The sequence below is a fragment of the Allorhodopirellula heiligendammensis genome, from assembly GCF_007860105.1.
In the GTDB taxonomy this organism is placed as follows: Bacteria; Planctomycetota; Planctomycetia; order Pirellulales; family Pirellulaceae; genus Rhodopirellula; species Rhodopirellula heiligendammensis.
This window is the reverse complement of record NZ_SJPU01000001.1, coordinates 480,075-496,873: the sequence shown is the minus strand read 5'-3', so window position 1 is coordinate 496,873 and position 16,799 is coordinate 480,075. Positions and strand designations below refer to the sequence as shown.

Genomic DNA, 16,799 nt, shown 5'->3' with positions numbered 1-16,799 from the left:
ATGAACACACCTGTCGATGAAAGCAACGACGATCTTAACGAGGCCCACTTGGTCTCGGTAGCCGAGCGGTCCAGCGAGATTGCTGCCGGTGTGATCGTCAATGTTCTGGCCGATGCTGGCATCCGAGCGACCGCCGTGGGTGGATTCACGGCAGGGTTTCGTGCGGAAGCACCTGGATGGGTGCAGGTGAAGGTTTTCCAACGCGACGCCGAGCGTGCCAAGGAGATTATCGCTGAGATCCGCCCGGCTAATGAGTGACCCTGGGACCAAACTGGCGATCACGATGGGCGATGCGGGTGGCATCGGCCCTGAGGTTGCCCTGCGCGTGTGGCAACGGCCCGAGGTTCGCGCCTCTGGCGTGCCCTTGTTGATGGGGGATGCAGCGGTATTCGCGCGGGTCGCGAAGGCTCTCGGTCTCCCGCTGCCGCCTACCATCGCCCTGGATCAGATTGCGACGGTCGCTGCCCACGCCGCCGGATACATCGTGGACTGTGGTAATGTGAATGCGGATGATGTCACGCCAGGTCGGTATTCCGCTGCGACTGGGCGAGCTTCGTATGAAACGGTGTGCACGGCGATCGATGCGGCCCTCCGTGGCGACGTCGATGCGATCATCACGGGCCCGATTCAAAAGGAAGCGTGGATGCAAGCCGGAATCGACTTTCCTGGTCATACCGAATTGCTGGCCGCCCGAGTGGCCTGCCCAGGCGATCTCCCATCGCAAGGCGGCGGACCTGCGGACGTCCGCATGATGTTGGCCAGCGACACGATCGCCTGCGTGCTCGAGACCATCCATGTGCCCTTGGCAGATGTGCCCGGCATGCTCGATCCGGTATCCCTGGCGAGAACGATCGCGATGGCGGGCGACGCGATCACGAAGCGAAATGTTCACCGGGGCAGTCTGCTGCCGCCACGGATTGGCGTTTGTGGTTTGAATCCGCACGCGGGCGAGCATGGGATGTTCAGTCACGGGGAAGAGGAACGGGTTGTCGTCCCGGCGATTGATGCTGCCCGCCGCGCGGGCTGGGACGTCGTGGGGCCGCTGCCGCCTGATACCGCGTTCACCCCCGCCATGCGAGCACGCATCGATGTCTACGTCTGCTTGTACCACGATCAGGGCTTGATTCCCTTGAAGGCGTTGTCATTTGACGATGCCGTCAACGTCACGCTGGGGTTGCCGATTGTGCGCACCAGCGTTGACCATGGCACCGCCATGGACTTGGCATGGCAAGGCACTGCGTCGTGCGAAAGCATGGTTGCTGCCATTCGTTTTGCCGCTGAACTGGTAGAGTCGGCGCCGTGAGCTCGACCGGACCCATTGAAACGGGGACGCCGTCGGCTTCGGCGTCGCGGCCAGGGCGACGAATCGACGTCATGATGGCGTGGTTCGCCTTGATGGGATTATTCTTCGTCTACGCAGGCGACGCGCCGCCGAGCGTGAACGAGGCGCACTACCTCGCCAAGGCAAAGAACTTTTGGAATCCAGCGTGGTGCCAACAGGATCTCTTTGTCACCTCAGGAAAAGCTCATTGGGTGTTTTACTGGGTGTTCGGATGGCCGACGAAGTGGTGGTCGCTGTCAACGACGGCTTGGATGGGACGCATTGTTGGCTGGGGAATGCTTGCCGCGGGCTTGATCCGGTTGTGTTCAGCCCTGCGTTTGCCAGCAATCCTGGCGGCTGTCGTGGCGGTGATTTGGGTCGCGGGAATCGAGCAGGGGAATCTCGCCGGTGAGTGGGTTGTCGGTGGCATCGAAGCCAAGGTCCCCGCATTCGGACTCGTCTTGTTTGGGATCGCCGAATTACTGCATCGCCGGTGGAGTCGGGTGTGGCTATTGTTCGGCACCGCCGCGGCTTTCCATGTTCTGACGGGCGGGTGGGCGGTGGTGGCCGGTGCGATCGCGTTCGTGTGGCTCGAACGCGTGCGGCGAGACCGAGCGCACTCGCAGGCTCGTTTTTTCACGCCCGCATTGTTTGCTGGGGGCGCGATCTCACTGCTGGGCTTGATTCCGGCCGTTTCGATGTCGTGGGGAGCCTCGGCAGCTGAATCCACCTCGGCAGCCCGCGTGTACACGTACTTCCGTCTTTCACACCACCTTCTGCCTTCCGCGTTTCATCGCGACTGGTACGTCCGGCATAGTATGCTGACGCTCGTTACGCTGGGCTTTCTTGTTGGCCAGCGTTGGCTGTACCGACGAGATGAGCTTGCTTCCCTGCCCCAGCGTGATGCCTTCACCGCTCTGACGGCGTTTACCATCGGCGCGATGCTCATCAGCATTTGTGGTTTGTTCATCGGGATGCTGCCAGCTGTTGCACCGGATTTGGCTGCGAAACTGCTGCGATTTTATTGGTGTCGACTTGCTGATGTGATCACGCCGCTGGCACTCGGATGCAGTGTCGCGAAAGTGCTATACGTCACCCACGTACCCGACGCTGTCAGTCGGTTATCGTTTCGGAGGCGACCCTGGGGGTCACTCCGTGTCGATGCCAGGAGCGTGGTATTTCTAGCGAGCGCTGCGATCTTTTTGAGTGCATGCGGTTTAGCGGGTTGGTCGACGTGGCGTTGGATGAGCGGGGGCGTGCCCATTTCCCACAGCAACAGTCTGCTCGGACTGCGTCGCAATGCGGATTACGCTGAGCAACGTCAGACGATGCAGGACTGGATCAACGTCTGCCGCTTCGTTCGTGCCAACACACCGGAGGACGCAGTGTTATTAACTCCTCGGCATCAGCAGTCGTTCAAGTGGTACGCTGAGCGGGCCGAGGTGGTCAATTGGAAAGACATTCCGCAAGACGTGGTGAGTTTACGAGAGTGGGCAAGACGATTTGTCGAGATCTATCCGATAGAGCTATCCACCATGCGTGTGACAATCCGCTATGATCGATTGCGAGAGTTTCGTCGCAAATACGGTGTTAACTGGATGGTGGTGGACCGTCGTGTTGTTGGACCACAGTTGCCGCTCGTGCAGGTGTATCCGAACGGCAACGAACGCAATTCCACCTATGCGATTTATCGTTTGCCTTCGATCTCGACAAAATAACGCCACGCCGGAATACGAATTGACTTGGGACGATTGAGCACAGTCGTAGATTGCCAGACGGCAGCGCCACTATTAATTTATTTTCTCACTTAAACGACACCCGGCCGTGGCAGGCCGTTGATTGAATTGACCGTGGAGCCGCATGTCTGAGCCGAGTGCCTTACCGCACCGGGCAGTATGATACTGGGCAGCAGGCAGCAGGCATCGTTGCACCGGGTGGCGTGCGGAGTCCGGCCGCTGACACGTCTCGGCTCACAATACCCCTATCCCGTTAGACCCCTATCTCGTTAGCAATCAATGACCGAAGACGAACAGAAACTGGAAAGCGATCAAAGCGAGTCGCCACTAAACAAGCAAATGTCGCCGGTGGCCGGTGGTGGGTTATTGGGCGCAATCGTGTTTGGCTTCGTCCTCTTTAAATCCCACGATGTCCTGCGCGCCTTGTTGGTGGGTGGGGTTGTGTTTGGCATGATTTTCTGGGTGATGTGGGCCGGTCAGTACCTGGAACGCCGCACCAAGAAGAAGAACCAGGACTGAACGCGGTGTCGCGGTGATTACCCCGCTCGTTATTCACTCTTTTATAAGGCGCTGAACATTTTCCGTTTCAACTTATCGCTCAGAGGTGTCGTCTGTTGCTCGCTCGTTTCCGTAACGCTTGTCAGCGGTGTACACGCGGCGTTCGCAGAAGATGGGGCGAGTCCTGCGACTTCGGCAACTCGCGAAATCGATGCATTCTTGGCGCGAGACGAACCCGACTTTGCGTGGGAAACCGTTAGTGATATCGAGATCGAAAACTCGCGAGTGGTCGAACTCCAGCTCACCAGTCAACGCTGGCAAGGAGGGGTTTGGACGCATTCTCTGGTGGTCTATCAACCGCAACACGTTGTCCATCAGGACAAGATGCTATTGTTTGTCACCGGCGGCAGCACGGGCAAGGCTCCCGGCATTGGAGACAGGGCCATCGGTGCGGCGTTGGCAAATTTGTGTGGAGCACGCGTCGCGATGCTACATCAAGTGCCCAACCAACCACTGCTCGACGGTCGGCGCGAAGATGAGTTGATCTCGGAAACCTGGCTGAAGTACTTGGAAACCGGCGATACCTCGTGGCCGTTATTGTTTCCGATGGTCAAGAGTGCCACCAAGGCGATGGATGCGCTCGAACAGTTTTCTGTCGAACAGGGCTGGCCGCGGCCAGATGGCTTTGTCATCGCAGGTGCGTCCAAGCGAGGGTGGACGAGTTGGTTGACGGCGGCGACTGATTCGCGAATCATCGCGACCGCGCCGATTGTGATCGACCTGCTCGACTTCCCCGCCCAGATGAAGCATCAGCTTGAAATGTGGGGCACCCATAGCGAGCAGATCCACGCCTACACCAGTAAAGGTTTAGTTCCCTCGGATGGGCAGCCACGCTCTCAGCGTGTGACCAAGCTGTGGCAAATGATGGACCCGATACAGTATCGTCAGCGGCTGCAGATGCCTAAGTTGCTGGTCGTCGGTGCCAATGATCGTTATTGGGCAACCGATGCAATGAATCTCTATTGGGATCGGCTTGAAGGCGACAAGTATATCCATCGCGTTCCCAACGCGGGCCACAATTTAGGTGGCGGTCGAATGCCAGCACTGAAGACATTGGCGGTATTCTTCCAAGCGGTGGCGACCGGTCAACAGCTCCCTGTGCTCACATGGCGAGCATCCACCACGGACGAGGAAGTTCGTCTCACGGTGAGCAGTGATACCACCCCAGTCAAGGCAACCCTGTGGGAGGCGTTCTCAGATTCGCTCGACTTTCGCGATAGCGTTTGGCAGCCCACCTCGATGACGCCGAAGGACGGGGATTGGGTCGGCATCAGCCAACGCGAGACAGGCCATCATGCCGCGTTTGCTGAATTGACATTCAGCGCCAACGGCATGCTGTACTCGCTGGCGACACTCGTTTATTGCCAGTAAACGCGAGACTCGCAGAAATCATGGTAGGCAGAGGCGAGCTCCATACTCGATGCGTTGAGCGATCCCGGTGCTTGGGAGATAGAGTTGTTTGCGAACATGGAACGTCGAGCTGAAGTTTTGTTCGCATGAGCTGCTCCGACACTCTGTGCACCGCGTGACGTTCTGCCAATCTCGTCAAGGGATTCGGGAAGGGGCAAGAGAACCGAGTAGATCAGGGCAAGAAGAACCCAAACGATATTTGTACTCGGTTGGCCTGGCCTGACTGGCCGCTGACATCGGTGCGGGTGCCATAGAGATACTCGATACTACCGAACACGCGCTCGTACGGATTGGCGATGAGATTGACAGCAAAATACGTCGTGTCACGCAGGTTCGTCGAGGCTTGGCCAGGCACATCGTCCAAGCTCAATGCGCTGTAGGTCACGTTTGATGTCCACTTGGGAGACCATTGTTGTTTGGCCCCAATCATCCATCCGAACACAGGCAGTAGCGATGCGGTGGTGGGACCTGTCGCAACAACGTCCGGCGAGCCGCGATAGCTGCCGATGCCGTCGCCAAAGAGGATCTGCGAATAAATCTTGGTTTCCTTGAATATCATCGCGGCGCCTGCAAAGTTGAATCCCGACGCGGTTCTTTTCAACAGGGGCGCATTGTCTGGTTGAAAGCCAAGCTCACGGACGAGGTACGCGATCTGAAAGTCAGCATTGTCCTGTTCATAACGTAGCCACGCAATAAAATCGGGAGTCTCTGTTCGGGCTTCGCCTGTTGCGAGTACGGGCGTGATGATATCTACCTGTGGATCCTCCACAGCTACGGCAATCTTCCACCCGTCGCCGACGGGTTGGTCCCAGCGGACGAGACCCTGACGGCGATTCACGTTTGACGCACCACCTTCAAAGTCCAGTGTTTGCGGCACTGCCGATGGATTAGTGAAAGTTGTCCAGGTCTGCCCCGCCGTAAAACGACCGATGTTGCCGTAGGCTTGACGCAGCCGGAATGTACTGGTGATGTCGGGGATGCCACTAAAAAAATCGCCTTCAACGTAAGCACGAGCGACTTTTCCGTTGATACGCCAACGCGTGTCAGCGCTCAGCCGGGTTTGCCGGGCGTGAAAGCGTGCGTCCTCGCCGGTGCTGCCATCGGTGGGGATGGTGGTCGTGACGAATGAATCAGTAGACCCAATAGGATTGAAACTTTGAATCAAATCGGCTTTGACATATCCGCCAATCTTCATCGCAATGTCGTCGTTAACGATCGTGATTCCGCCGACGAAGTCTGGTTGGGCGACAAAGTTGTTGCTCATGCTGCCGAGTGACTCGCGGTCGTACGGAACAGTGCGGAAGCTCCGGGAAACCGTGTCGGAGTTCAGTGAGATAACGAATCCGTCCTCGGCGGCGTATGAATTTGTCACCGGGTCGGCCACCATGACCGGCTCGAGGGACTCCAGCGAGAGGCTGCTGCTGTGCCCGCTGTCGACAAGATCCAGCGGCAGGTCAGGAGTTGATTGCCAGTTAACTCGCTGCATCAGGCTTTCCAAGGAATCCGTGTGAGCTTCACGGTGTGGCTCGGGTTCGGTGGGGGGGGAGCCGAACGGGTGACTGCGCAGCAATCTCTGAGAGCATGAGAATGCTGATAGATATCAACCCGAATCTGAATTGTGCTCTCCCGAACACATCACCCCCAGCACAAATAGTGACCGACAAAAATTAGAAGTCTCGGAGCAAGTGTTGAACGATCTGCCCGGTGCCGTTGACGTTGCATTGGCGGCAACGGTCGCCCTTTCGATAGAAATCGGCCAAAACGATGGCAAGATTTAACGATTGTGCCGATCGCAGGGGGTTTTCCGCCCGCGGGGCAGGGGCGCCTCTGCCCAGGCTGGGGGGGTCTGGCGAGGACGGTGCTTGGAAACTCACCTGTGCAGCGTTCGATTGGTCGAGCTCCTCTATTTCGTGGCTGAGCTCCCCTATTTCGCGAATGCGTTGAGGTTGTCAGACCGCGGGCGGTTCGTTACACTACTCCACTTGCCAAATGCATCACCACCACCATTTCCTTCCAACTCTGTTTCAGATTCGCTGCCATGACCATGGATCGTAGCCTCAAGGTGCAAGCCGGGGCCATTAAAAGTCGCAACGTACTGACCCGTGCCGAACGGGTTGCACGTCTGAAGGAACTCGATCGATTTGACGAGAGCGCCGACATCATCGGTATGGCTAAGACGCGGGTCCAAAAGATCTCGCTGAAGAAGAAAAAGAAAGTCAAGAAAGCCGAAGAGAAATAATCCCGCTCTGTTGGGATTCCTTCGAACTCGTTTCAATATCGCAACGGCCAGCCATTTCAGTCGCTGGCCGTTCTTCGTGCGCGGTGCGGCCGTGGCTGGCAATTGGTGTGGGATGACAGCGTGGATTGTTGCGTTGCCTGAGCCGGCCATTTGGACTCGCGTCAGCCACCGTGCCATGGCGACGTTCGCCAGCCGTTTATTGGCAAGCGTTGATGCGGTGTCAGCCGTCCCGTTTCGCTGGGCAGGTGAAGCAGGTCACGGCGGAAAAGCATTTAGAAGCCATGTGGGCTCCTTCGCTAGAACGCACGATCGGTCTTCTTCGGCGGACGCGAAGAAAGCAGCGGTTGGCGTGAAGTAATGCGAAGGGGATTCACAGAGATGCGGCGTCAGGTCCTGGCTGGTCTGCCGAGGTCTGTTGTTCAGCTGAATGGTCCTCTGCAGCGAGTTTGTCCGCCTTCTTCTGGGCACGCTTGGCAACATGCTCGGCCGCCATTTGTTCCATTGTTCGTACCTCGTCGGGCATCTTTTTGTCGAACTGACGCTCGTAGAGAAACTCGATGAATTCGACCAACGGCAGCTTCCAGGGCTGTTTATCGCGATTGGCGTAGCTGCCAAACTTTTTGGGGCTGAGTCCGAGTTCTCTCGCCATCTGGATATGGGCGTGCGACAGATGGAATTTTTTTCGCGCCTCGATCCAAGGTTGAAACTTGTGCGGGATACGTGTCTTTTTGGCCATGACAAGATGTGCGAGAGGAGCGGACGTCAGCGGTGATTCTCATTGACTCGCGATAGGTTACAATACTGGCCGTATTTCCGCACGCCACGCACCATGAGAATTGCATCAACCATGCCTACGAATTTCCGCCGTTTGATGATCTGGGGTTGCGTAGCGGCCGTCGTGCAGTCCCTGGGTCTGGGTCACGCCGAAGAGCAAGAGGGTACCAATCCTGATGCTCAGTCGAAGGCTGTCTTCGCAGACGATTTTGAATCGGGACATGACCGCTGGGAGATTCTCGATCCTGCGACGTGGAGAATGGCAGAAAAAGATGGAAATCATACGCTCGAGATTACCGCTCGTGAGTCGGCCTACGCCCCTCCCGTGCGAAGTCCTCTCCACGTTGCTCTGATCAAAGACCTCGAGCTGGAAGATTTTGAGATTTCATTCCGGGTTCGCAGCACGAAGGATACTGGCAATCATCGCGACTGTTGCGTGTTTTTTGATTATCAGGACGACCAGCACTTTTACTACGTCCATTTGGGGGCGCAACCGGACCCTCATAGTGGTCAGATCATGGTCGTTGACGAAGCCCCGAGGTTGGCGCTGACGAAAAATGAAAAGCGTACGCCCTGGGATGACGCGTGGCACCAAGTACGTCTCGTCCGTGACGCGGAGAGTGGCAGCATCGACGTCTTTTTTGACGACATGACCACGCCGCTCATGCAGACCACGGACAAACGCTTCCAAAGTGGGCGGATTGGGATTGGTTCGTTCGACGATATGAACGAGTTTGACGATGTCGTCGTACGAGCGAAATAAGAACACACGGTTCCAAATCCTCCGCTCCCACCTCCCGCACTCTCCCTCTCCCACACTCCCCCTCTCTCTGTGACATTCCCACCTCGCGCACCGTTCCCCGCCACTCGCCTGCGACGGGTGCGGGCACACGATTGGGCCCGCCGCTTGACGAGTGAAAGTTCGCTCAGCGTCAGTGATTTGATTTGGCCATTGTTTGTCTTCGACGGTTCGGGAACCCAACCGGTACCGAGTCTGCCGGGGGTATCGCGTCTTGGCATCACTCAGGCGGTCGAGGCGGCTCGGCGTGCGGTGGATTTGGGGATTCCCGCGATCGCGTTGTTTCCCGCCACGGACCCAAGTCTGAAAACCGAGGACGCTCGGGAGGCATTCAACGCGGACAATCTTGTTTGTCGTGTTACACGTGAGATCAAAGCGGCCGTTGGTGACGCCTTGGGGGTGATCCTCGATGTTGCGTTGGATCCCTACAGTAGTCACGGGCAGGATGGATTGGTCCGCGATGGGCAGGTGGTCAACGACGAAACCGTCGAGGTGCTGTGCCGACAGAGTGTCGTCCAGGCAGCTGCAGGTTGCGACGTGATCGCCCCGAGTGACATGATGGACGGACGGATCGGCAGTATTCGCCAGGCTCTCGACGCGGCGGGGCATGCGGAGGTACAGATCATGTCTTACGCGGCCAAGTATGCCAGCGCTTTCTATGGTCCCTTCCGCGATGCGGTGGGGTCGGCGGCGAGTCTCGGCGCGGCTGACAAGAAAACCTACCAGCAGTCACCATCGCAATCCAATGAAGCCATTCACGAGGTGGCGCTGGATTTGGCCGAGGGTGCTGACAGCGTGATGGTGAAACCGGGCATGCCTTATTTGGATATTGTGGCCAGGGTCAAGCAGACCTTCGGCGTACCCACGTTTGCCTATCAGGTCAGTGGCGAATACGCGATGTTGCGAGCGGCGGCCGATGCGGGGTGGCTGGACCGCGATGCGGTGATGATGGAGAGTCTACTCGCTTTCAAACGCGCCGGTGCTGACGGAATTTTAACGTACTTTGCTGAGGCTGCTGCGGAGCGCTTACAATGACGACCGACACCACAACCACGCCACTGGGGTTTCCATGGCACTGGGAAGATACGCTGATTGCCGGTCGTATGCGGCCCCTCGCGGCTGCCTCGGATCCCGATGGAATGTTGCTGGACGCTTGCCGCCGGCAGGACGAAGGTGAGCAGGGCGTCATCGATCCGTTTTGGGCGACGACATGGCGAGCGGCCTCCGGGCTGGATCGCTATCTTGACCGTGTCGATATCAACGGTCAGCGTGTCCTTGAAGTCGGTTGTGGAACAGGGCATGCGGGGATTGCTGCGATCCTGCGTGGTGCTCATGTGACGATGACCGACGGCGTGGACGATCCGCTGCACTTGGTGCGTCTGAGTTTATCACGATTGGGGCTCAAGGCGGACGTTCGAGTGCTGCGTTTAGGTGAAGATCAAATCCTTGCGAGCAACGGTAAGGACGGCGGCATCGAGCAGTTTCCATTCATTCTAGGAAGTGACGTCACGTATCTTCGTGAGCTGTGGCCGGCGCTGCTGATCACCGCAGAGCAGCATTTGGCTGATGGCGGTCAGCTGTTGCTCAGTGATCCCAAGCGGGTCATCGGCAATGAGTTTCGCGAGTGGCTCGGCAAGGAAGGTACGACATGGGATTATCGCGAGGAGACAGTCGTTCTCGAAGATGACCCGGAACATCCCATTCGAATTATGTGTTTGAGCAGGAGAGCTTAATGATACGTGCAGCGGTCGTTGGTGTCGGTTTTATGGGCTGGATTCACGCTCTGGCGTATCGTCGTAGTAATACTGCGGAGATGGCGGGCTTTGCCAGTCGCAGTGCGACGAAGCGATCAGGGGATTGGCGGGGCATCCAAGGTAATTTTGGACCACCGGGCGAGCAATTTGATGTCTCGGATATGAATGTTTGCGAGCATCTTGATGGATTGCTTGCCGACGATTCGATCGACCTGATCGATATCTGCTTGCCGCCACATCTGCATGTCGATGCGGTTACCGCCTCCCTCGCCGCGGGTAAGCGTGTGCTCTGTGAAAAGCCGTTGGCGCTAACATCCGCCGAAGCGGAACGCTTAACATCCCTGGCGTCCCCGGGCCAATTGATGGTTGGTCATATTTTGCCATTGATGCCTGAGTTCTCACTACTCGCTCGGATGAAAGCAGACGGTCGATTTGGGCGTGTCATCAGCGGTCGGTTTCAGCGCACGATCGGACCTCCCGACTGGATTCCCGATTTTTACGATTTGAGCCGGGTGGGCGGACCGCTGCTCGATTTGCAAGTACACGATGCTCACTTCATTCGATTGCTGTTCGGCATGCCACAGTCGGTGCACACGGCCTCCCATAAACTCGACGGTGTCCCGAAACGCTACGAAACGGTGCTCGCCTACGAGGACGCGGTGGTCAGTGTTGGCGGTGGCGTGATCGACTCGCCCGCTCGCCCGTTCACACATGGGTATGAGGTCTCTTTCGAACAGGCTACCGTGCGATTTGAGTTTGCTGCGTACTCCGATGGCACGACCGATTCGATTCCGCCGGTAATCATGCACAATGACGGCAGTCTCGAGCGACCTGAACTCGGTGGTGGGGATCCGATCGATGCGTTTGTCACCGAGATTGAGCTGGCCGCCTCCGTCGTTGCCGGTGCCCCGCTGCCTCCTGTGCTCGATCCAGAGTTGGCCAGTGATGCGATCAAGATCTGCGAAATGCAGATGCAGAACTAGAGTGGCAGAAGCATCGGTACCCAATCCTTATGAATGACGGCAGCCCCCTATTGAACGAAGCGAAGGCCGCTCAGCGGTTAATCGACGCAGTCGCCTCGCTGGGAAATGTGGTGGTTGCGTTCTCGGGCGGCGTCGACAGTAGTGTGGTGGCCGCAGCAGCGGTGCACGCTGCACAGCGAGGCCAGTCGAACTGCATTGCCGTGACCGCCCAATCTCCGTCCTTGGCGAGTTGGCAGGCGGAGTTGGCACTTCGTGTGTCCAGCGAGATGGGGATCGAGCATGAATTTGTGGCCACCGATGAGATCGATCGTGAGGGGTACGTGCGAAATCGCTCTGATCGCTGTTTCTATTGCAAACAAACCCTCTACGAATTCCTGCAACCGATCGCCAAGCAACGCGATGCCGTGATCGTTTCGGGAACAAATGCGGACGACCTGGGCGATCACCGCCCGGGGTTGATCGCAGGCCGCCAAGCTAACGTGCATACGCCTCTGGCCGATTTGGGATTCACGAAGGGCGCCGTTCGAGAAATTGCCGAGTGGTTTGGGCTCAGCAATGCTGATCTGCCGGCATCACCCTGTCTATCGAGCCGAATTGCGTATGATGTTGAGGTGACGCGAGAGCGTTTAGCCCGGATCGATGCCGCGGAATCCTGGTTGCGTGAGCGCGGGATTGGTGATCTGCGTGTGCGACTGCTCGCTGGGGAATTGGCCTGCATCGAAGTCATCGCTGACCAGATGAGAAACGTCGTTGATCTGCAGCACAATGCGTCACTCGCCGCCGCGTTCACTGCCATGGGATTTCGAAATGTCACTTTGGATCTACGCGGACTGCGGAGCGGAAGCATGAACGAATCACTCGTTACTCTGTCGAATGTCCAGCCATGAGTGATTTAGTCGGATGCCGGATCGGTGATTTTCAGGTGCTACGTCGGCTCGGTAGTGGGGGGATGGCCGATGTCTATGCCGCCCGCCAGCTCGGCCTTGGTCGTGACGTAGCTCTCAAAGTACTGCGTTCGGTGGCCCAGAGTGATGATGATCACCTCAAGCGATTTCGGCGTGAAGCTCAGGCGGCGGCGAGATTGAATCATCCTGCGATCGTGCAAATCTACGAGTTCGGCGAGGTCGACGGCGTGCACTTCATCGCTCAAGAACTCGTTGACGGGATCAATCTCAAACAGGCCTTGGATCGAGAGGGGCCCTTTTCCGCAGACAAAGCAGTGACGGTCGTGCGCAGTGTTGCCAGTGCGCTGCAGGTGGCCCATGAAAGTGGCGTTACCCATCGTGATATCAAACCCGAAAACATCATGCGGGGCGCCAATGATTTGATCAAGGTTACCGATTTTGGGCTGGCGCGGATGTTAACGCAGGCCGACTCGAGCACCGCGAATCTGACGCGTGCAGGCTTGACCTTAGGCACGCCCCGGTACATGAGCCCGGAACAAATCCAAGGGGGGACGGTTGATGCACGCAGCGATTTGTATTCACTCGGTGTGACGATGTATCACCTACTGACCGGTTCGGCCCCGTTTGATGGGGATGAGGCGTTGGCGTTAGCGGTCAAGCATCTTCACGAGACGCCTCGTCCTATCGATCATGTTCGCGGTCGAGCCGACCTGCCCGCGTGGCTGGTTTCCCTGGTCATGCGCTGCTTGCAAAAGGCACCCTCCGCACGTATCCAGTCCGCCAGTGAATTGCTGCAAATCGTCCAGACGCACGCTCCTGAAAACGCGACCAGTGTCGAGTTGCCGGCCACTGGCTTGCAGGAACCGCTCAAAGCCGGAGAGCGTGCCCAGGGACCTCCGGCGAACACACTGTCGAGTTCAGCTGTCAGCTCAGCGACGATCCAATTGCAGCGTGTCACCGACCTAGCACGGGCGACCCAAGCCCGTCGTGTCTCACGACAGCGAGTCGCCGTTGCGGCACTCGTTCTCGCAAGTGTCGTGGGTGGCATCGGTGGCTGGATGGCAGCGCAGGCATCTCGCCCAATCTCCATCGCAAGTGAACTTCGCGGACCCATTGTCGCTGTTGCCGATTCGATTGAGCAGCAATATTTAACTGCCCTGACTCGCAATGACATCCCTGCATGGCATGCGGTTTTAGAGTTTCCCGTAGCGCCGGAGTCTCCCCAAGCGGATTACCACGACAAGGCGAAACTGCAGTTGACCCGCTTGTTGATCGAGCAGGGTGAGTACGCGAGAGCGTCTCAATTGCTCGATGAGTTACAACAATCCACAACCGTGAAGCGGCTGTACTTAATACTCGCGATGGTCGAACGTCATACCATTGCGATGGCTACCGATAAACCTCGGGACGCCTCTCGATTGAAGACTGAGATTCGCGAGAGCCTTCGAGAACTGGATGATGCTAACCCTGCCGCGGCGGAACAATTTCGCCGTTTGGTCCCAAAGCCTGAACGGCTTAACCTGGGGCTCGTTGAGGACGTGAGTTGACCAGTGACGTCATCCTGAGGCTCAATCTCCGGAGCAGCTGGTGGGGATCTCGCCCAGCAGTTCGTCAAGGTGATGTTTGGTGAAGCCCGCGCTGCTGGTCATCCCTTTGCCACCGATTCCCGTTGTGATGTACACATTGGGCATCGGGTTTTTGCAGTAGACTCCCGTTGGGTCTGCCGTTTGGCTGTAGATTCCCGACCATGACGTCTCAATATCCCAGTGCGGAAAACCCATGATGCGTTGGGCCTCGGCGACCATGCAGTCATTAATTTCCGCTTTCAGTTCAAAATCCAGTTGGTCGGGCTGACTGGCGGGAGCGTATTCGTGTGAGTCTCCCAGAATGATTCCACCATCGGAATCTTGCTTGAACAGAATATGGATGCCCCATCGCCCCATGGGATCGTCCACCAGCTCATTTGTCGTGGATTCGTTGCTCTTAATTTCGTTCCAAGACGGACACTGCGAAAAACTCTCATAACGGCGAATCGATCGACCGGTTAAAATGTTCCCGGGCAGTGTGACGCCAGGGCACGGGCGCAGTCGTAACATTTGCAGTTTGCATAGTTGCATCTCACTCTGTTGAAAGTGAGCTGGGAAAAGAGTCTGGAACTCGCTCCCGCAACATAGAATCGCCTGGGAAGCGGTCAGTCTCTCGCCACTGGATGTCTCTGCGATGACGCCGCTGTTGGATGATTCCAGATTCTGAACGAGCGTTTGGTAGTGGATTCGAAAGCGACGGAAACTGCCTAGGTATTGGTGCAACCTGTGGATCATTTGACGCGGATTGACCGATACTTCGCCAGGGAAGAACAGTCCGCCTTGGCAGTAGTCGGCGCGCAGGTGCGGGTACCGCTCGCAGCATTGTTCTCGCGTCCAAAGTTCCGAGGCGTACCCCGTTGCCGCATTGATGCGTCGCAACTCCTCAATCAGCGTGCACTCTTGCTCATTCGATGCAATGTAGAGGCTGCCATGTTGGCGAACTGTGATGTCGCAGTGTGACTGAATCTCGCGGTAGATTCGCAGGCTTTCTCGACCATGACGCTGCCAATCCTGATCCAGGCCGGAAGGCACTACCTGTCCAAAATTGCGAACGGTTGCACCGGTGGGTGTTCCATGGCGTTCGAGAAGCGTTACCTTCAAGCCACGCTGCAACGCGTGGTATGCGTAGAAGCTCCCCACGACGCCTGCGCCAATGATTAGCAAATCGGATCCATGCGAAGTGGCGGAGTGCATTTTGGCGTCGGGCTTAGGAAGGTCCATCGGCATCTCTCGTTTTGAGCAACTTGGCAGGGATACACCGGCATACGCTATCACTCCACTTCGCTGACGCACCGCAACGTCGATCACAGCGAAATCGGTTGAGAACCGGTTGGCCTGCTGTTCTAACTCGCTGGTTGATGCTCAAGCGTTCCGGCGAGAGAGATATCACGCGTATCCTCTTCTTCGAGACCCGGGATTCTGTATGAAAAATAGAGGAACACAAACAGGGTTAAGACCGACGACACCACCGTGATCGCCAATGCACCCCAGGTCAATAGCGGCAGGAAACGATTCTCTCCGGTGAAAGTGTTTCGAAAGATCATCACGGCTACGTAGCTCAGATAACCAAAGGCGTCGGCTAAATACATGAGATAGCCGATTGTACCGGTTTCTCGAAAGGCGGCGATTAATCGTTCGAAGACCGTCGTATGAAACGCGACGTAGGGCAGATACAGCCCCAGACCCAGTAGCACCATAAACGTCATCGGAGAAAGTTTTCCAAACACCTGGCCCATCACCGCGCCGAACACGACTAAGAATCCGACCGCGAGAACGCCGATCGACAGCAGGAAGGCGGTTCGATTATCACGTACAAGGCTGGTGAAGCCAGCGATGGTGATGACGCCGAGCATCACCCAAAATTCCGATCGAGCGAATACCGCTGGATTGTCTCGCACGCCCAATTCCGTCCAAATCTCGACCGCAAAGTCGTCTCTTAAACTCCTGACGAGTGTGAGCAAGACATAGATGGATAGTAAGCCCGTGAGGCCCCCAGCGTGTCGGCGCCAAAATTGGCGTCTCTGTCGACGGTCCATCGGGGACCGTTTGCAGCGCAGCGCTTCATCCGTTGGCGAAGGAGGTGGGATCTGAGACAGCATCCACACGAAAAATAATAGCGGGACTACAAATATGAATCCGGTCAAGCAAGGCATCCAAAAAGTGTCGATGCCATGAGACGAAATCAAACTCCGTCCCACTGATTTTACAAATCCCGAAGACACGATGAAACTTGCGCACACGCCTGCGGACAGGGCCTCTGTAACTGCTCGACCCTCTAAGAAACCGAGCACCAATCCAAATACCATCCCCAGCGGCAACCCATTGACAAAAAGCCATACAAAATTCCATGGAACCGGGGTGACGGCAAACAGTACCAACGCAATCTCGGCGATACCGATCAGGACTAAGATCCCTGTTGCGCGATAGGCGGCGGGCATTTCCGATACCACTTTGATACCGATGAATTTCGAAAGCGTGTATCCGGCAACTTGTGATGAGATGAGGATGGTTTTGAATCCAATCCCATAGAACACTAGTCCTTCATAGGTCGCAGCCGTGAACGGCTTTCGGAAAGCGTACATACAAAAGTACGTTCCAAACGCAGCAATAACGCAGTAGATGGAGAACACGGTGGGATGAGTGTTGGACAGCCAACGCGTCACACCTCGGTCTATCTCAGTGTTCGAATTGTCGTAGCGAGCGTCTCCAGCGATGGTTGCCATGGGTGCCCATT

General features: G+C 56.9%; 16 protein-coding genes. 12 read left to right on the top strand and 4 right to left on the bottom strand.

The window, feature by feature from the left end; translation table 11 throughout:
• The 5 genes from Poly21_RS01870 (at position 1) to Poly21_RS01850 (ending at position 4,986) form a co-directional block, all read left to right on the top strand.
• Positions 1–258 carry a putative signal transducing protein gene (locus tag Poly21_RS01870; protein WP_146405343.1) on the top strand — a complete coding sequence of 86 codons (258 nt, stop codon included), beginning with the start codon at positions 1–3 and terminating at the stop codon, positions 256–258.
• Positions 251–1,303 carry a 4-hydroxythreonine-4-phosphate dehydrogenase PdxA gene (gene pdxA, locus Poly21_RS01865; RefSeq protein ID WP_146405342.1) on the top strand — a complete coding sequence of 351 codons (1,053 nt, stop codon included), beginning with the start codon at positions 251–253 and terminating at the stop codon, positions 1,301–1,303. The genes Poly21_RS01870 and pdxA overlap by 8 nt, the downstream gene beginning before the upstream one ends.
• A gap of 71 nt (positions 1,304–1,374) precedes the next feature.
• Positions 1,375–3,039, top strand: a complete 1,665-nt coding sequence (locus tag Poly21_RS01860) for a DUF6798 domain-containing protein (protein WP_436967483.1) — start codon at positions 1,375–1,377, stop codon at positions 3,037–3,039.
• 297 nt (positions 3,040–3,336) lie between these two features.
• Positions 3,337–3,576 carry a hypothetical protein gene (locus tag Poly21_RS01855; protein WP_146405341.1) on the top strand — a complete coding sequence of 80 codons (240 nt, stop codon included), beginning with the start codon at positions 3,337–3,339 and terminating at the stop codon, positions 3,574–3,576.
• 198 nt (positions 3,577–3,774) lie between these two features.
• Positions 3,775–4,986 carry a PhoPQ-activated pathogenicity-related family protein gene (locus Poly21_RS01850; RefSeq protein ID WP_302117221.1) on the top strand — a complete coding sequence of 404 codons (1,212 nt, stop codon included), beginning with the start codon at positions 3,775–3,777 and terminating at the stop codon, positions 4,984–4,986.
• 211 nt (positions 4,987–5,197) lie between these two features.
• Here Poly21_RS01850 and Poly21_RS01845 read toward each other — a convergent pair whose 3' ends face one another.
• Positions 5,198–6,511: a DcaP family trimeric outer membrane transporter gene (locus tag Poly21_RS01845; RefSeq protein ID WP_146405339.1), complete on the bottom strand. Its 1,314-nt coding sequence runs from the start codon at positions 6,509–6,511 to the stop codon at positions 5,198–5,200.
• A 552-nt stretch (positions 6,512–7,063) separates the two neighbouring features.
• Between Poly21_RS01845 and Poly21_RS01840 the strand changes: the two genes are divergently transcribed.
• Positions 7,064–7,264, top strand: coding sequence for a small basic protein (locus Poly21_RS01840; RefSeq protein ID WP_146405338.1), 201 nt, complete (start codon positions 7,064–7,066; stop codon positions 7,262–7,264).
• A 370-nt stretch (positions 7,265–7,634) separates the two neighbouring features.
• Here Poly21_RS01840 and Poly21_RS01835 read toward each other — a convergent pair whose 3' ends face one another.
• On the bottom strand, positions 7,635–8,000 hold the full coding sequence (locus Poly21_RS01835) for a hypothetical protein (protein WP_302117216.1): 366 nt from the start codon (positions 7,998–8,000) through the stop codon (positions 7,635–7,637).
• A gap of 111 nt (positions 8,001–8,111) precedes the next feature.
• Here Poly21_RS01835 and Poly21_RS01830 point away from each other — a divergent pair, with 111 nt between their 5' ends.
• The 6 genes from Poly21_RS01830 (at position 8,112) to Poly21_RS01805 (ending at position 14,026) form a co-directional block, all read left to right on the top strand.
• Complete coding sequence (locus Poly21_RS01830) at positions 8,112–8,801, top strand: hypothetical protein (RefSeq protein WP_302117214.1); 690 nt, start codon at positions 8,112–8,114, stop codon at positions 8,799–8,801.
• A gap of 108 nt (positions 8,802–8,909) precedes the next feature.
• Entirely contained in the window at positions 8,910–9,872 is a 963-nt protein-coding gene (gene hemB, locus Poly21_RS01825) for a porphobilinogen synthase (RefSeq protein ID WP_146406775.1), read from the top strand.
• On the top strand, positions 9,869–10,570 hold the full coding sequence (locus tag Poly21_RS01820) for a class I SAM-dependent methyltransferase (RefSeq protein WP_146405337.1): 702 nt from the start codon (positions 9,869–9,871) through the stop codon (positions 10,568–10,570). Before hemB ends, Poly21_RS01820 begins: the two co-directional genes overlap by 4 nt.
• A complete protein-coding gene (locus Poly21_RS01815; RefSeq protein WP_146405336.1) occupies positions 10,570–11,574 on the top strand; it encodes a Gfo/Idh/MocA family protein in 1,005 nt (334 codons plus the stop codon). Before Poly21_RS01820 ends, Poly21_RS01815 begins: the two co-directional genes overlap by 1 nt.
• Before the next feature lie 29 nt (positions 11,575–11,603).
• A complete protein-coding gene (larE, locus tag Poly21_RS01810; protein ID WP_146405335.1) occupies positions 11,604–12,461 on the top strand; it encodes an ATP-dependent sacrificial sulfur transferase LarE in 858 nt (285 codons plus the stop codon).
• Entirely contained in the window at positions 12,458–14,026 is a 1,569-nt protein-coding gene (locus Poly21_RS01805; RefSeq protein ID WP_146405334.1) for a serine/threonine-protein kinase, read from the top strand. The genes larE and Poly21_RS01805 overlap by 4 nt, the downstream gene beginning before the upstream one ends.
• A gap of 21 nt (positions 14,027–14,047) precedes the next feature.
• On the opposite strand, the gene Poly21_RS01800 is transcribed toward Poly21_RS01805, so the two are convergent.
• Together Poly21_RS01800 and Poly21_RS01795 are read right to left on the bottom strand one after the other, a co-directional pair.
• Positions 14,048–15,286 carry a TIGR03364 family FAD-dependent oxidoreductase gene (locus Poly21_RS01800; RefSeq protein WP_302117210.1) on the bottom strand — a complete coding sequence of 413 codons (1,239 nt, stop codon included), beginning with the start codon at positions 15,284–15,286 and terminating at the stop codon, positions 14,048–14,050.
• A gap of 122 nt (positions 15,287–15,408) precedes the next feature.
• A complete protein-coding gene (locus Poly21_RS01795) occupies positions 15,409–16,788 on the bottom strand; it encodes a DUF5690 family protein (protein ID WP_302117209.1) in 1,380 nt (459 codons plus the stop codon).
• Between the last annotated feature and the right edge of the window lie 11 nt (positions 16,789–16,799).

Excerpts from the sequence above, each read along its gene's own strand:
- Poly21_RS01855 (WP_146405341.1), top strand. The coding sequence starts at position 3,337 with ATGACCGAAGACGAACAGAAACTGGAAAGCGATCAAAGCGAGTCGCCA.
- Poly21_RS01870 (WP_146405343.1), top strand. The coding sequence starts at position 1 with ATGAACACACCTGTCGATGAAAGCAACGACGATCTTAACGAGGCCCAC.
- Poly21_RS01840 (WP_146405338.1), top strand. The coding sequence starts at position 7,064 with ATGACCATGGATCGTAGCCTCAAGGTGCAAGCCGGGGCCATTAAAAGT.
- Poly21_RS01830 (WP_302117214.1), top strand. The coding sequence starts at position 8,112 with ATGCCTACGAATTTCCGCCGTTTGATGATCTGGGGTTGCGTAGCGGCC.
- Poly21_RS01860 (WP_436967483.1), top strand. The coding sequence starts at position 1,375 with ATGATGGCGTGGTTCGCCTTGATGGGATTATTCTTCGTCTACGCAGGC.
- Poly21_RS01800 (WP_302117210.1), bottom strand. The coding sequence starts at position 15,286 with ATGGACCTTCCTAAGCCCGACGCCAAAATGCACTCCGCCACTTCGCAT.
- Poly21_RS01795 (WP_302117209.1), bottom strand. The coding sequence starts at position 16,788 with ATGGCAACCATCGCTGGAGACGCTCGCTACGACAATTCGAACACTGAG.
- Poly21_RS01845 (WP_146405339.1), bottom strand. The coding sequence starts at position 6,511 with ATGCAGCGAGTTAACTGGCAATCAACTCCTGACCTGCCGCTGGATCTT.
- pdxA (WP_146405342.1), top strand. The coding sequence starts at position 251 with ATGAGTGACCCTGGGACCAAACTGGCGATCACGATGGGCGATGCGGGT.
- Poly21_RS01835 (WP_302117216.1), bottom strand. The coding sequence starts at position 8,000 with ATGGCCAAAAAGACACGTATCCCGCACAAGTTTCAACCTTGGATCGAG.
- Poly21_RS01820 (WP_146405337.1), top strand. The coding sequence starts at position 9,869 with ATGACGACCGACACCACAACCACGCCACTGGGGTTTCCATGGCACTGG.
- Poly21_RS01815 (WP_146405336.1), top strand. The coding sequence starts at position 10,570 with ATGATACGTGCAGCGGTCGTTGGTGTCGGTTTTATGGGCTGGATTCAC.
- Poly21_RS01805 (WP_146405334.1), top strand. The coding sequence starts at position 12,458 with ATGAGTGATTTAGTCGGATGCCGGATCGGTGATTTTCAGGTGCTACGT.
- larE (WP_146405335.1), top strand. The coding sequence starts at position 11,604 with ATGAATGACGGCAGCCCCCTATTGAACGAAGCGAAGGCCGCTCAGCGG.